Source organism: Catellatospora tritici, from assembly GCF_019083965.1.
GTDB lineage: Bacteria > Actinomycetota > Actinomycetes > Mycobacteriales > Micromonosporaceae > Catellatospora > Catellatospora tritici.
Map to the genome: position 1 here is coordinate 291,343 of NZ_JAHRCY010000005.1, position 13,845 is coordinate 305,187.

Genomic DNA, 13,845 nt, shown 5'->3' on the forward strand with positions numbered 1-13,845 from the left:
GCCCGCGTACATGGCCCGTTCGGCCGTTGATCGGAACGTGGAAATATCTAGTCTTGTGGACGTGTCTGACGAGCGCCTGTACCGAACAGCAAGGCTCATCCGCCGCTTCGAGGAACGGGCGATCGAGCTGGTCCGCGAAGGCGTGATCGTGGGCGGGATCCACCCGTGCATCGGCCAGGAAGCCGTAGCCGCGGGTGTCTGCGCGGCCCTGCGCGACGACGACGTGGTGTTGAGCAACCACCGCAACCACGGGCACGCCCTGGCCAAGGGGTGCGAGCCCCGCCGGGTGATGGCGGAGCTGGCCGGGCGGGTCACCGGGGTCGCCAAGGGCCGGGCCGGGTCACTGCACATCGCCGACTACGCCACCGGGCTGTACGGCGCCACCATCACGGTCGGGCACGGTGCCGCCATCGCCACCGGCGTGGCGTGGGCGGCCTCGCGTGGCAACACCGGCCGCGTCGTCGCGAGCTTCGTCGGCGACGGCGCGATGAACCAGGGCGCGCTGCTGGAGTCGCTGAACCTCGCCGCGCTGTGGCGGGTGCCCCAGCTCTTCGTCTGCGAGAACAACGGCTACGCCACCACCCAGGCGGTGGGCACGTTCATGGCGGGCTCGGTCACCGGCCGGGCGGCCGCGTTCGACATCCCGGCCGAGTCCGTGGACGGCATGGACCCGCGCGCGGTGCGCGACGCGGCCGAGCGCGCCGTCGACCGGGCCCGCTCCGGCGGCGGCCCGACGCTGCTGGAACTGGTGACCTACCGGTTCGACGCGCACCACACGTTCGAGCACCGGGTGCGGCTGCGCTACCGCGCCGAGGAGGAGATCGCCCGCTGGCGCGAGCGCGATCCCGTGGCGACGCAGGGCGCCCGGATCCCGGCGGAGACGCGCGACGGGATCGACCAGGAGATCGAGGAGCTGGTGGCCGACGCGGTACGGTTCGCGCGGGACAGCCCCAGGCCAGACCCGGCCGACGCGCTCGACCACCTGTACGCCACCGGGCTGCGCCCACGCGCGGGGGTGGTGGGCTGATGCCGAAGCTGTCCTACCTCAAGGCACTCAACCGGGCGCTCGGCGACGAGATGGAGCGGGACGAGTCGGTCTTCGTGCTCGGCGAGGACGTCAACGAGGCCATCACGTTCGTCACCGCCGGACTGCTGGCGAAGTTCGGGCCGGACCGGATCGTGGAGACGCCGCTGTCGGAGCAGGCCGTCGCCAACGTCGCGACCGGAGCCGCACTGGCCGGGCGGCGCCCGGTGGTCGAGTTCGCGATCCCGTTCCTGCTCCAGTTGGTGCTGGAGCAGGTCGCCAACCAGGCGAACAAGTTCTCGGTGATGAGCGGCGGGCAGGCCCGGGTGCCGGTCACCTACCTCGTCTCCAGCGCCGGTTGGCGACCCGGGTGGGGTGGGCAGCACTCCGACCAGCCGCACGGGCTGTTCGTCCACTCCGGCGTCAAGACGGTCATGCCCGCCACGCCAACCGACGCGTACGGGCTGCTGGTCACCGCGATCCGCGACGACGACCCGGTGGTGTTCATCGCCCCCCGGATCGCGCTGGACGTGCGCGAGGACGTCGACTACGCCGACCTGGTGCCGGTGCCGCTGGGGTCGGCGCGCATCCACCGGCCGGGCGGCGACGTGACCGTGGTCGCGATCGGCCACCACGTGCACGACGCGCTGGCCGTGGCGAAGGCGCTCGACGGCGAGGTGTCGGTGGAGGTGTTCGACCCGCGCTCGCTGTATCCGTTCGACTGGGCGGCGCTGTCGGAGTCGCTGTCGCGAACCGGTCGCCTGGTGGTCATCGACGACGCGAACCGCTCCTGCGGGGTCGCGGCCGAGATCATGGCCACCGCCGCGGAGGAGATGCGGCTGGTCGCGCCGCCGAGACGGATCACCCGTCCCGACGGCGCGGTCGTCGGCTGCAACCCTGATCTCGACGTGGTGCTGCAGCCGAGCCGCGAACAGCTCGCCGCCGCGATCCGGCAGGTGATGAAGTTCGAGGCGGCTCAGACGTTCCGGCGGTCCGCCTCGACGTAGATCGTCTCGTCGTTGCGGATCATCTGGTCGAGCTGGGCCACGTCCGGGCGCGCCCCGGCGCGGAAGCCGCAGACGCGGATCGCGGCCGGGTCGAACCCGGCCCGGGTCAGCGCGTGGGTCAGCTCGTCCAGGTCGTAGATCCAGCGGTGGCCGTACAGGTAGAACAGCTGGTTGAACATGAACGCGCCACGGGCGGGCATCGGCGGGGCGACTCCGCCCAGCGCCTTGCTCATCCGCCCGCGGTGCTTGGCGAAGAAGCCGTCGCCACGCAGGTAGCCTTCGGCGTATTTACGCAGGTCCGGGGTGGTCAGCCGGAGCAGCCCGCCCGGGGCGAGGATCCGGTGTACCTCGGCCAGCCAGCCGATCGCGGCGGTCATCGACACGTGCTCGATCAGGTGCTCGGCGTAGACCCAGTCCACGCACCCGTCGGCGAACGGCAGCGGCTCCTGGATGTCCAGTTCGACGAAGTGGCACTCGCCGTCGACCCGGTACAGCTCGCCCCGGCCGGTGACGGTGTCGCCGCAGCGCAGGCCGGTCAGGTCGCTGCCCAGACCGGTCGGGTGCAGGGTCCTCAGGGCGGCGAACTCGATGCCGGTGATGCCGAGCCGGGCCAGCTGCTCGCGGCCGTACACCGGCGTGCTCGCCACGGCCTCCAGCTTCGCGACGGCGGTCCGGCCCCGCATGAACTCGTCGGTGAGCGCTTCGACCGCGGCGGGGTCCTCCCAGTCCCACCCGGCGGTCATGACGCGGCGCCCATCTCGGCCAGGTGCCGCTGACGCATCAGGAACTTGCGCACCTTGCCGGTCGGCCCGAGGATGATCTCCTCGTCGGCCACCACCAGGACCTTGCGCAGTGTGGCCGCCACCGGCTCGGGCAGCGCGTCGCGCACCTGCTCGGTGCGGTCGACGGCGGCGTCGGCTCCGGCGTGCAGTTGCAGCAGCACGTCGGTGACGACGTGCCCGGCGGTGGTCACCGCCACCACGGTCGCATCGCGCACCTGCGGGCAGCGGGCCAGGATCCGCTCCTCGGACATCGCGGTGTACAGGCGCTGCCCGTCGCCGAGGTCAACCGCGTCGACAGCCCGGTCGACGTGGTAGTAGAAGCCGTCGGCGTCGCGGTACATGAGGTCGCCGGTGAGATAGCGGCCCGAGGCCCACTGGCGGTACCACTCGGCGTGGTTGTTCCAGTATCCGACCGCGATCGTGGGCGACTTCAGCCCGAGGTGGCCGACCTGGCCGACCGGCACCTCGGCGCCGGTGTCCGGGTCGAGCAGCGCGACGTCGGCGAAGACGTGCGGTCTGCCGACGCAGCGGCCGTAGCGGTCGGTGTCGCTGCGGTGGGTCAGGTAGAAGGCCGAGTGCCCCATCTCGGTCGAGCCGAGGCCGTCGATGAAGCTCGACCCGGGCACGCGGGTTACGCCGCCGCGGGTGACGACCTCGCGGCTGCCGACCTGGACCAGGCGGCGGATGTGCGGTTCGTGTGCGCAGTCGCCGGTGTTGAACCAGAGCGAGACCGAGTCCAACCGGTATCGGCTCAGGTCGAAGCGGGCCAGTTCGGACCAGGTCACGGCGAACCCGAACACGCCGGTGGGCCGCCACCGCTCGATGGCGTCGAGCACCACCTCGCCCTGGTCCTGGCGCGACAGCCACAGCAGCTCGGCCCGGTTGCACAGGGCCTGATTCATCGCCCCGATTCCGGCGGCGTGCGGGGCGGGCAGCGCGGACAGCACCCGCTGGGTGCCCTGGGCGACCGGGACGGACAGCCGGATGCGCCGCGTGGCGGCGAACAGGCTGCTGTGCGAGTGGACGACCGCGGTCGGCATCCGGGTGGTGCCCGACGAGTGGGTCACCGCGATGGGGTCGGCGGGGTGGTGCCGGTAGGGCCTGGGTGCCGCGGCCGGGTCGGCCAGCCCGGTCTCGGCGACGTCACCGAGGATCGGCGCGCCGAGGTCGTGCCCGGCCAGCAGTTGTCGGTGCACGGTGTCGGTGAGCACGCCGGTGGCGCGCAGGCGGCGCAGGTACTCGGCGGCGATGTCGGCGGGCACGTGGGGGTTCAGGAACGCGGGGGTCGCGCCCAGCCAGCTCAGCGCCAGGTGGCTGAGGAACAGGTCGGCCGAGGACGTGACATAGATGGCCACCAGGTCGCGGGGTTTGACGCCGCGGCGGTGCAGCCACGCCGCGCGGGCCAGGACCCGCTCGTGCAGGCCGCCGAGGGTGAGGTCCTGCCAGGCCGGACGGCCGTCGACGGCGACGTCGAAGGTCAGGCCGGGGCCGTCGAGGTCGGCGCCGTGTTCGATCAGTTTCGGCAGGACGTTGCCGGCGCCGAGCTCGGTGTCGCCCACCAGCGCGGCCCGGATGTTCTTGGTTGCCACCAGCGATTTCTCCTCGGTCTGGCCTGCACGTCGGCCGGACACTAGCAGCGTGGGATCGCTCCCACAATGAACGGATCGATGTATTTATTAGAACCGCTCGGCTGCCGCGCCCTCGGGTAGTTTGTTGATTGTCCAGCCGAACTCTTCCGCCGTAACGTGGGCGATCGCGATGTCGGACCAATGTGGATGGTCAGGAGCTTTGGCGTGAGTGCCGGACAGCTGGCGCAAGACCTGAACAAGGCGGTCGAGCAGTACTACGACAGTACGATCGACCTGTACGAAGGCCTGTGGGGCGAGCACGTCCACCATGGCTACTGGGATCTCGGCGAGAGCCCCGCCGCCGACGGACCGGACCGGCACGCCGCCTCCGACCGCACGGTCAGCGAGCTGGCCGCGTTCGCCGCGGTCCCGGCCGGTGCGCACCTGCTCGACGCGGGCTGCGGCATCGGCGGCCCCGCGCTCTACCTGGCCCGCGAACTGGGCTGCCGGGTGGAAGGCATCACGCTCAGCTCCCAGCAGGTCGTCCGGGCCACCGACCGCGCGCGTGAGGCGGGCCTGGCCGACCAGGTCTCCTTCCGGCAGCTCGACGCCGTACGCACCGACTACCCCGACGCGACCTTCGACGTCGTGTGGGCGCTGGAGAGTCTGGAGCACATGCCGGACCGGACCGCGTTCCTCGCCGAGGCGTGGCGGGTGCTGCGCCCCGGCGGCGTCCTGGCGATCAGCACCTGGTGCATCCGCGACGGGCGGCTCGACGCCGACGCCACGGGGCTGCTGGACGAGATCTACGAACGCCAGGCCATCCCCAGCCTGCCGCCGTTCGGGTGCTACGACCGCTGGTGCCGCGAGGCGGGCTTCGGCGACGTGCGCGTGCACGACTGGACACCGTACGTGCGCAACACCTGGGACCCCGACTTCGCCGGGGTCGAGCGGCTCGACCTGCACGACCACTCGTTCCTGCGTGACCTGGCCCGCCGCAGGGGCGTCGCCGCGCTGCGCTTCTTCTACGCCATCCCGCTGATGAAGCGGGCGTACGACGAAGGTGTCATGCACTACGCGGCCGTCGCCGCGCGGAAGCCGTGAGCCGGTTCCTGTTCCACTCCCTGCCCCTGACCGGGCACGTCTACCCGATGGCCGCGGTCGCGCAGGAGCTGACCGGCCGCGGACACGACGTGGCCTGGGTGGGGGTGGAGACGGTGCTACGGCCGCTGCTCGGCCCGCAGGCGCCGGTGTACCCGACCGGGTTGCCGCTGTACCGCGGTGAGCTGCGCGACCGTGGCATGACCGCCACCAGGTCCCGGTGGAAGGGCTACGTCGTGCCGCACACCAGGTTCACGCTGCCCGCGGTGCGGCGGGCGGTGGCCGAGTTCGGGCCCGACGTGATGGCGGTGGATCAGCACGCGATCGCCGGGGCGCTGGCCGCGCACCTGGGTGGGGTGCGCTGGGCCACCCTGGCCCCGACCTCGATGGAGATCGCCCGGCCGTACACCGGCCTGCCCCGGGTCGAGGCGTGGATCCGCGGCGTGCTCGCGTCGCTGTGGACCGGGGCGGGGCTGCCCGGCGAGCCGCCGCACGACCTGCGCTTCTCCCCACATCTGGTGATCGCGTTCACCGGCGCGGCGTTGGCGGGCGAGGACCTGGCCGAGCAGGTGGCCCTGGTCGGCCCGGCCCTGTCGGTCCGGCCACCGGTCGGTGACTTCCCGTGGGATCGCCTGGCCGCGGACCGGCAGCGCCTGCTGGTCACCGCGGGCACACTCGCGTTGGACACGGCCGACGGGTTCCATCGGCGGCTGCTCGACGCGGTGGCGCCGCTGCGCGACCGAGTCCAGGTCATCCTGGTGTCGCCGGAGGCGGCCGACGCCGGGGCGTACCCGCCGGATGTGCTGGTGTGCCGGCAGGTGCCGATGCTGGAGCTGCTGCCACGGGTGCACGCCGTGGTGACCCACGGCGGCCTGAACACCGTCTGCGAGGCCCTGGCCCACGGCGTGCCGCTGGTGGTCGCACCGATCACCTCCGACCAGCCGGTCAACGCCGAGCAGGTGGCCGCGGCAGGTGCCGGGGTACGGGTGCGCTTCGACCGCTCCACCCCGGACCAGCTGCGCGAGGCCGTCCTGGCCGTGCTCGACGACCCGGGCTACCGACAGGCGGCGCGACGCGTTCAGGAGTCGTTCCGGCAGGCGGGCGGCGCGGCGGCGGCGGCCGCCCGGCTGGAGCGACTGGCGGAGGCGGAGCACTGAGATGGACATCGCGGTGGTCGAGCGGATCGCAGTGCCGTTCGCGGGCGAGGGCAGCGGCACCGGCCCGCTGACGTGGACCCAGCAGTCGATGTGGCAGCAGATGGTGCTGGCGGACAACTCGCTGTCGCTGGTCGCGGTCCGCGATCTGGCGCCGGGGGCGGACACGGCCGAGTTCGTGGACGAGTACGGGTTCTATCTCAGCCGCTACCAGGCCATGCGCACCCTGCTGCGGTTCGCGCCGGACGGGACGCCGCAGCAGGTCGTGCACAGCGGCGGCACCGCCGAGATCGAGGTCTACGACGCCGGGGGCGCCGACCCCGCGCGGGTGGCCGCCGAACTCAAGCAGCGGTTCATCTTCGCCCGGTTCGACTACGAGCACGAGTGGCCGATGCGGATGGCACTGGTCCGCCACCTCGGCGCGCTCACCCACGCCGTACTGGCCATCGCGCACCACGCCGCCGACGGAGACGCCGCCCTGGCGATGTTCGAGGACCTGCGCGACCGTGACCCCGCGACCGGTCTGCCGGGGCGCCCGCCCGGCCTGCCGCCCCTGGCCCAGGCCAGGCTGCAGGCCGGTGCCGCCGGGCGGCGGCAGCACGCGGCCTCGCTGCGCTACTGGGAGCAGCAACTACGGCTCATCCCGCCGACCATGTTCCCCCGGTCGGCCCAGACTCCGCCCCCGCCGCGGGACCGCTACTGGTATGCGGAGTTCACCTCGCCCGCGATGGCACCGGCGCTGCGCGCCACCGCCGCCCGGCTCGGCGTGCCCACCGGGCCGGTCCTGTACGCCGCGTTCGCCGCCGCGCTCGCGCAGGTGACCGGCGTCCACCCGGTCGCCGCGGTGATCACCGTGAACCACCGGTTCCGGCCCGGGTTCGCCAACGCGGCCGGGCACATGATCCAGCACGGCCTGTGCACCCTCGACCCGGCGGGCATGCCGTTCGACGAGCTGGTGCAGCACGCCCGGCGCCGCCTGCTGGCCGCCCAGAAGTACGGCTACTACGTGCAGGCCGAGGTGGACGCGCTGGTCGAGCGGGTCGGCCGCGAGCGCGGGGTCACGCTGGACCTGCACTGCCTGTACAACGACCGCCGCGGCCCCGACGAGCCCGGCCCGGACCCGGACGGTACGCGGGCCGCGGCGTCCACCACGACCTGGCACCGCGTCGACGACCTGCATCACCGGCTGATCTTCCACGCCAATGCCTCGGCCGAGGTGCTGGCCGCGCAGGTGCAGGTCGACACGGCCTATCTCGGTCGAGCGGCCGTGGCGGCCCTGCTGGGCCGGATGGAGGCGCTCGTGTGCGGCGCCGCTACCGGTGTCGAGCCGGTGCGGCAGTAGGAAGTCACGCGAATGGAGTTGCGGTAGATGGACATCGTGGTGGCCGAACGGATCGCCGTGCCGTTCACCGGCGACAGTGGCGGCACGGGCGAGCTGAGCTGGGGGCAGCAGGCCGTCTGGCAGGGCATGGTCGCCTCGGGTGTGTCGCTGACCATGACCGCGGTCCGGGACCTGGCCCCCGGCGCCGAGGTGGCGGAGTTCATCGACGAGTACGGCTTCTACCTGGGCCGGTACGAGGCGATGCGCACCCTGCTGCGCTTCGACTCCGACGGGCGGGCGACCCAGCTGGTGCCGACCTCGGGGACCGCCATCATCGAGGTCTGCGACACTCGCGGCGCCGACCCGGCCGAGGTCGCGGCGCAGGTTGGTGCCCACTACACCGCCAAGAACTTCGACTACGAGCGCGAATGGCCGATGCGCTGGGCACTGGTGCGCCACGGCGGGGTGCTCACCCATGCCGTGGTGGCGCTGGCACACCACGTCGCGGACCCGACCAGCGCCATGGCCATGTTCGAGGACCTGCGCGACCGCGACGCCGTCACCGGCGAACCGCCCCGGCCGCCCGGCATCCAGCCGTTGGAACAGGCCCGGATGCAGCAGACCCCGTCGGGCCGGCGGCAGAACGAGGCCGCGCTGCGGTACTGGGAGCAGCAGCTGCGTGCCGTCCCGCCGACGATGTTCCCCGGTGCCACCCCCCGGGACCACACCGACCGCTACCCCGGGCGGTTCTGGCAGGCCGACTACACCTCGGCCGCGCTGCACCTGGCGCTGCGGGCCGTGGCCGCGCGGCTCGGCGTGAACACCGGCGCCGTCCTGTACGCCGCCTTCGCCCACGCCCTGTCCACGGTCACGGGCGTCGCCCAGGTCGCCACCACCATCACCGTGAACAACCGGTTCCGCCCCGGGCTGGACAACGCGGCGGGCCCGATGGCCCAACTCGGCCTGTGCACCATCGACGTCGCCGGGGTGGGCTTCGAGGACCTGGTCCGGTCGGCCCGCCGACGCCTGCTCACCGCGCAGAAGCACGCCTACTACTCGCCGTTCGACAGCGACGACCTGGTGGCGGCCATCGCCGAGGACCGCGGCACGGCCATCGACCTGCGCTGCATGTTCAACGACCGCCGCGGCGACGAGGCCCCGATCACCACGGCGCCGACGCGGGCCGAGATCGGCGCCGCGCTCGCCGACACCACAGCCGTGTGGAAGGAGGTCGAGGGCCTGCACCAGATGTTCATGATCCACGTCAATCCGCACCCGGCCGCCGTGGACGCCCTGGTGCAGGTCGACACCGCCTACCTCTCCCACGCCGACGCGGTGGCGCTGTTGGAGCGGATGGAATCGACCGTGGTCGGCGCGGCTGTCGACCCGGTGGCGTCGTGACCGCGCTGGAGGCGGTGGCCACGTACCTGCCCGAGCAGCGCATACCCATCGACAGTCTGGCCGACCTGCTCGGCCTGGAACCCATGCAGGTCAAGGTCTTCAAGCGCTACCACGGGCTGGCCGAGATCCGCAGCGACGGCGACGGGACCCTGCTCGACCTGCTGCTCGCGGCCGCGACCAGGCTGGACCTGCGGGGCCGGGAGCATCGGATCCGGTACGTGCTCCATGCCCGCGCCATTCCCGTCGGCGTTCCGTTCCCCCAGAATCCGCTGCACGACCTGTGCCGCAGCCTCGGCCTGGACCGGGCGCTCGCGTTCACCGTCACCCAGCAGGCCTGCGCGTCCGGGTTGCAGGCCGTCGACCTGGCCGGGCGACTGCTGGCCGCCGACCCCGACCCGGACGCCCTCGCCCTGGTGGTCGCGGGCGAGAAGACGTTCACTCTCGAATCGCGACTGCTGCCGGAGACCTCCGTCTTCGGCGAGGGCAGTGCCGCCTGTCTGGTCGGCAGCGGCGGCACCCGCGACCGGCTGCTCTCCTTCGCCAGCAGCTCGCGTGGCGAGTTCGACGGCGAGCACGCCGAGGTGGCGCTGGACTTCCAGCGGCAGTACCCGGACAGCCTCGGGGCGGTGATCCTGGCCGCGGTCGACCGGGCGGGGCTGCGCCTGGACGACGTCGCGCTGCTGCTGCCGCACAACGTCAACCTCATCTCGTGGCAGCGGGTGTGTCGCCGGATCGGCTTGCCGACCGGTCGGGTGGTGCTGGAGAACATCGCCCGCTACGGGCACGTGTTCTGCGCCGACGCCTTCATCAACTACGAGACGGCGCGCGATCGGTTGCACCCCGGCGACCGCTACGTCATCGCCGCGGCCGGAGCGGGCCGCGGCGCCACCTTCTCGGCGATGGTCTTCCAACACTGACACGGAGATGGCATGAGCACACAGATCGACAGCGAACTGCGCGAGCGGGTCGTCGGCAGCATCCGCACCCTGCTGCCGCAGGTCCTGCGGCACGAACTGCCCGGGGTGTCGGAGCAGACCGGCCTCATGGAACTCGACCTCACCTCGGCCTCGACCCTCGAACTGCTGCTGGCCATCGAGGACGAGCTCGACATCCAGATCGACGTCGAGGAGTTCGACGAGGTGCACCTGCGGACGGTGGGGACTCTCGCCGACTACGTGGCCGGGCATGCGGTCGGCTAGGGCAGGGGCGGGTCGGCGATCGGCGGGAGCAGCAGTTGTTCACCGATAGCGCACCCGTCTGGCCCAGCCCGCCCGCGGAACTCTGCCTGGCCCGCACGGCTCGGCGGACGTTCGACGACCCGGCGTGGCTGCGGCCGGAGCACCAGGACGCACTGGAGGCGTTCGTCGAGGATCTGGTCCGCCCCTACGGCCTGGCCCCTGGCGGCGACCTGGCCGACGGCCACAGCTACGGGGACATGGCCGCCGAGCTGATCGGCCACACCGTGCGCCCCGACGAACCGGTGGACCTGCTGGTGCTGGCGTTCGCGATCCCTGACCTGCGGCCGGGCCGGGCCACGGCCACGTACCTGAGCCACCTGTGTCCGGGCGGCCCGCAGGCCTTCGCGATCTGCGACCAGGGCAACGCGGCCGCGTTCACCGGCCTGCGGGTCGCGCGCGAGTACCTGCGCACCGAGGCGTGCGCGCGGGCGCTGGTGCTGGTCGTGGAGCAGTCCATGCTCCCCCATCCGACACCGGCGACCGCTCTGGTGCCGCAGCGGCACGCCGCCGTCGGGCTGCTGTGCGAGCGGACCGGCCCGACCCGGCTGCGCGACCTCACCCAGCATCCGAACCTGGACGCCGGGCAGGCGGCCGGGGCACTGCTGCGGGCGACCGAGGCCGCCGGTGAGGGCATCTCGGTGGTGCTGGGGTCGGGGTTGGCCGACGTGGCCGACGCGGTCACCCAGCCCCGGCTGTGCGTGGCACCGCCGGGCCAGCCACTGACCGGGGCGTGGTGGGCGCTGGCGGGGCAGGTCGGCCACGAGGTCCTCGTGGCCGACTACGATCCGCTGCTGGGTTATCTCTCGCTCGCCACCTTCACCGCCGTCAGCTGACGTTGCGGGAGTACAGGCGGGTCGACAGGATCACGGTGACCACCGCGAGGACGGTCACCACGGCCGTGCCCTGCCACACGACCGGGTCGCTCAGGGAACCCCAGAACAGGGCCCGCACGCTGTTGGTCGCCCACGAGAACGGGTTCAGCAGGGCCAGCTGCTGGATCCACACCGGGGCGATCGCCAGCGGCAGCAGCACCCCGGCCAGCAGCGCGATCGGCTGGCCGATGGTGTTGAGCAGCGAACCGAGCGCGCCCTCGTTCTTGATCGTCAGGGCGATGTCGTACGAGATGGCGGTAGCCATCAGTCCGATGATGGTCAGCAGCACGTACGCGAAGAGCAGGTTGGGCAGGGGCACGGTCAGGCCGAACGGGAACGACATGACCGTGATCAGCGCGCACTGGACCAGCATCGAGGCGACGTCGCGGGCGGCCCGGCCGAGCAGCAGCGCCGACCGGCTGACCGGGGTCACCCGGGCGCGTTCGAGGATGCCCATGCGCACCTCGGCCAGCAGCCCGAACCCGGCGAACAAGCCGGTGTAGAAGCACATCACCACGAGCAGGCCGGGCACGTAGATGTTGTAGACGTCCTCGATGCTCTTGGCGCCCATCGGCACCAGCGCCTTCTGCAGGAACGGGGTGAACAGGAACAGGTAGGTCACCGGCTGGGCGATCGCGAAGAACAGCCACATCGGCGTACGCCACATCAGCAGGATCTGCCGCTGAAACAGCAGCCAGGTGTCTCGGAGCAGCTTCACTCAGGTCTCCTCAGGACTCGCGCAGCGAGCGGCCGGTCTTGGTCAGGAACACGTCGTCGAGGCTCGGCCGGTGCAGTGCGATGGTCGCGAGCGTCACGCCGCCGTCGGTCAGCTCCCGCATGACCTGCGGGATCGCGGTGTCACCGGCGTCGACGTAGAGGCGCAGCGAGGTCTCGCCCTCGGTTTCGAGCTTCAGCACGTACGGCTTGTCCTTGAGCAGGGTCTCGGCCTGCGCGGTGGGTCCGCCGAGGCCGACGACCACCACATCGCCGGAGATCTGCTGCTTGAGCTGCTCGGGGGTGCCCTGGGCGACGATCCGGCCGTGGTCGATGATCGCGATCCGGTCGCAGAGGGAGTCTGCCTCGTCGAGGTAGTGCGTGGTGAGGAAGACCGTCATGCCCGCGGCGCGCAGGCGGCGCACCTCCTCCCACATGTGCGCGCGGCTTTGCGGGTCGAGTCCGGCCGTCGGCTCGTCCAGGAACAGCACCTTCGGGCGGTGGACCACGCCGAGCGCGATGTCGAGGCGGCGGCGCTGCCCGCCGGAGTAGGTCTTGCACCAGCGGTCGCCGTACTCGTCGAGCTGGAACGCGGCCAGCGCCTCGGCGGCGCGCTGGTGGGCCTCGGCCTTGCCCAGGCCGTGCATGCGGCCCTGCAGCACGAGTTCCTCGCGGGCGCTGACCTCGTCCCAGGTGCCGCCGCCCTGAGCCACGTAGCCGATGTGGCGGCGCACCCCGGCCGGGTCGGCCAGCAGGTCGACCCCGGCGATACGGGCCTGTCCGCTGTCGGGGGCGAGCAGGGTGGCGAGCATGCGGAGCGTGGTGGTCTTGCCCGCGCCGTTGGGCCCGAGGAAGCCGAAGATCTCACCTTCGGCGACGGACAGGTCCACGCCGTTGACCGCGTCGACGGTCGTGGTCGCGTTGCGGCGCTTGCTGCGATACGACTTGCGCAGCTGTTTTATCTCGATCATGGGTGCTCCTGTGACGGCCGGTGACTGCGCGGAGGTCAGCGTAGGGAACCGTGGGACCGTACGCAATGAGCGATCTAGATATTGAAACAGATGCACTAACTTAGTTTGGACGTTCGACCGAAAAACTGGCCGAACGTCATGGTAGCGCTCCCACTGTCCACCGTGTACGGTCACTGTCCGGATAGCGACGATCCTCAATCTAAACAAAGCTTTCTGTTCGTCTGCCCAGGTCAAGGGTGACCGGGCGGCGTGCGGTCCGTCGCACCGCGGTCATGCCACACGAGCGAGGAGCAACCATGACCAACGAGATCCGCCAGTTCGTCCTCGATTCGCTGTCCGAGATGAAGTACGACGTCACGGACATCGACGACGACACCACCCTGGGGCCGGCCGGAGCGGACCTCGAGTCTCTTGCCCTCGCCGAGCTGACGGTACGGGTCGAGGAGCGCTACGGCGTGCGCTTCGACGACGACGAGGCCGAGGCCCTGGCCACCTCGACCGTCGGCGAACTGTGCGCGGCCGTCGCCGCCCGCCTCGAGACCGCCACGGCCTGACCTGCCACCTGGCCGATCGCCACCATCGGACGGAGTCCCCGGCATGCCCCTCACGGCCGGGGGCTCGGCGCGCCGCCTTCGCAGGTCAAGGCGGGTGCGGATGACATTAAATCGACATTGAACGATGGCTAAGTGGTT

The 13,845-nt window shown here is 71.7% G+C and carries 14 protein-coding genes; 10 read left to right on the forward strand and 4 right to left on the reverse strand.

Features of this window, described 5'->3' with window-relative positions; genetic code table 11:
* Window positions 1–10: 10 nt before the first annotated feature.
* Window positions 11–1,027 (forward strand): thiamine pyrophosphate-dependent dehydrogenase E1 component subunit alpha, encoded by a 1,017-nt coding sequence (locus tag KUA19_RS13630; protein ID WP_217396367.1) that lies wholly within the window; start codon window positions 11–13, stop codon window positions 1,025–1,027.
* Window positions 1,027–2,031, forward strand: a complete 1,005-nt coding sequence (locus KUA19_RS13635; protein ID WP_217396368.1) for an alpha-ketoacid dehydrogenase subunit beta — start codon at window positions 1,027–1,029, stop codon at window positions 2,029–2,031. The genes KUA19_RS13630 and KUA19_RS13635 overlap by 1 nt, the downstream gene beginning before the upstream one ends.
* On the opposite strand, the gene KUA19_RS13640 is transcribed toward KUA19_RS13635, so the two are convergent.
* Together KUA19_RS13640 and KUA19_RS13645 are read right to left on the reverse strand one after the other, a co-directional pair.
* On the reverse strand, window positions 2,001–2,774 hold the full coding sequence (locus KUA19_RS13640; RefSeq protein WP_217396369.1) for a class I SAM-dependent methyltransferase: 774 nt from the start codon (window positions 2,772–2,774) through the stop codon (window positions 2,001–2,003). The genes KUA19_RS13635 and KUA19_RS13640 overlap by 31 nt on opposite strands.
* Window positions 2,771–4,402 carry a class I adenylate-forming enzyme family protein gene (locus KUA19_RS13645; RefSeq protein ID WP_217396370.1) on the reverse strand — a complete coding sequence of 544 codons (1,632 nt, stop codon included), beginning with the start codon at window positions 4,400–4,402 and terminating at the stop codon, window positions 2,771–2,773. The genes KUA19_RS13640 and KUA19_RS13645 overlap by 4 nt, the downstream gene beginning before the upstream one ends.
* 204 nt (window positions 4,403–4,606) lie before the next feature.
* On the opposite strand from KUA19_RS13645, the gene KUA19_RS13650 reads away from it, so the two are divergent.
* From KUA19_RS13650 to KUA19_RS13680, 7 genes are read left to right on the forward strand one after another with little or no spacing between them, the layout of a single operon-like run.
* Complete coding sequence (locus KUA19_RS13650; protein ID WP_308167438.1) at window positions 4,607–5,485, forward strand: methyltransferase domain-containing protein; 879 nt, start codon at window positions 4,607–4,609, stop codon at window positions 5,483–5,485.
* Window positions 5,482–6,639: a glycosyltransferase gene (locus KUA19_RS13655; protein WP_217396372.1), complete on the forward strand. Its 1,158-nt coding sequence runs from the start codon at window positions 5,482–5,484 to the stop codon at window positions 6,637–6,639. The genes KUA19_RS13650 and KUA19_RS13655 overlap by 4 nt, the downstream gene beginning before the upstream one ends.
* Window position 6,640: 1 nt before the next feature.
* Window positions 6,641–7,978 carry a condensation domain-containing protein gene (locus KUA19_RS13660; protein WP_217396373.1) on the forward strand — a complete coding sequence of 446 codons (1,338 nt, stop codon included), beginning with the start codon at window positions 6,641–6,643 and terminating at the stop codon, window positions 7,976–7,978.
* Window positions 7,979–8,005: 27 nt separating this feature from the next.
* Window positions 8,006–9,358: a condensation domain-containing protein gene (locus KUA19_RS13665; protein ID WP_217396374.1), complete on the forward strand. Its 1,353-nt coding sequence runs from the start codon at window positions 8,006–8,008 to the stop codon at window positions 9,356–9,358.
* Window positions 9,355–10,275 carry a 3-oxoacyl-[acyl-carrier-protein] synthase III C-terminal domain-containing protein gene (locus KUA19_RS13670; RefSeq protein WP_217396375.1) on the forward strand — a complete coding sequence of 307 codons (921 nt, stop codon included), beginning with the start codon at window positions 9,355–9,357 and terminating at the stop codon, window positions 10,273–10,275. The genes KUA19_RS13665 and KUA19_RS13670 overlap by 4 nt, the downstream gene beginning before the upstream one ends.
* A gap of 12 nt (window positions 10,276–10,287) precedes the next feature.
* Window positions 10,288–10,557, forward strand: coding sequence for an acyl carrier protein (locus KUA19_RS13675; RefSeq protein ID WP_217396376.1), 270 nt, complete (start codon window positions 10,288–10,290; stop codon window positions 10,555–10,557).
* A gap of 35 nt (window positions 10,558–10,592) precedes the next feature.
* Window positions 10,593–11,429, forward strand: coding sequence for a 2-hydroxy-acid oxidase (locus KUA19_RS13680; protein WP_217396377.1), 837 nt, complete (start codon window positions 10,593–10,595; stop codon window positions 11,427–11,429).
* Here the strand turns inward: KUA19_RS13680 and KUA19_RS13685 are convergent.
* Both KUA19_RS13685 and KUA19_RS13690 read right to left on the reverse strand, forming a co-directional pair.
* Complete coding sequence (locus KUA19_RS13685) at window positions 11,422–12,186, reverse strand: ABC transporter permease (protein WP_217396378.1); 765 nt, start codon at window positions 12,184–12,186, stop codon at window positions 11,422–11,424. The two genes, KUA19_RS13680 and KUA19_RS13685, sit on opposite strands and share 8 nt — an antisense overlap.
* 10 nt (window positions 12,187–12,196) lie before the next feature.
* On the reverse strand, window positions 12,197–13,153 hold the full coding sequence (locus tag KUA19_RS13690) for an ABC transporter ATP-binding protein (RefSeq protein ID WP_217396379.1): 957 nt from the start codon (window positions 13,151–13,153) through the stop codon (window positions 12,197–12,199).
* A gap of 296 nt (window positions 13,154–13,449) precedes the next feature.
* On the opposite strand from KUA19_RS13690, the gene KUA19_RS13695 reads away from it, so the two are divergent.
* Window positions 13,450–13,707: an acyl carrier protein gene (locus KUA19_RS13695; protein WP_217396380.1), complete on the forward strand. Its 258-nt coding sequence runs from the start codon at window positions 13,450–13,452 to the stop codon at window positions 13,705–13,707.
* The last annotated feature ends 138 nt before the right edge of the window (window positions 13,708–13,845 follow it).

What these genes read in the sequence shown, in the direction of transcription:
- KUA19_RS13630 (WP_217396367.1), top strand. Translation starts at nt 11, where the DNA reads ATGGCCCGTTCGGCCGTTGATCGGAACGTGGAAATATCTAGTCTTGTG.
- KUA19_RS13635 (WP_217396368.1), top strand. Translation starts at nt 1,027, where the DNA reads ATGCCGAAGCTGTCCTACCTCAAGGCACTCAACCGGGCGCTCGGCGAC.
- KUA19_RS13640 (WP_217396369.1), bottom strand. Translation starts at nt 2,774, where the DNA reads ATGACCGCCGGGTGGGACTGGGAGGACCCCGCCGCGGTCGAAGCGCTC.
- KUA19_RS13660 (WP_217396373.1), top strand. Translation starts at nt 6,641, where the DNA reads ATGGACATCGCGGTGGTCGAGCGGATCGCAGTGCCGTTCGCGGGCGAG.
- KUA19_RS13665 (WP_217396374.1), top strand. Translation starts at nt 8,006, where the DNA reads ATGGACATCGTGGTGGCCGAACGGATCGCCGTGCCGTTCACCGGCGAC.
- KUA19_RS13675 (WP_217396376.1), top strand. Translation starts at nt 10,288, where the DNA reads ATGAGCACACAGATCGACAGCGAACTGCGCGAGCGGGTCGTCGGCAGC.
- KUA19_RS13690 (WP_217396379.1), bottom strand. Translation starts at nt 13,153, where the DNA reads ATGATCGAGATAAAACAGCTGCGCAAGTCGTATCGCAGCAAGCGCCGC.
- KUA19_RS13695 (WP_217396380.1), top strand. Translation starts at nt 13,450, where the DNA reads ATGACCAACGAGATCCGCCAGTTCGTCCTCGATTCGCTGTCCGAGATG.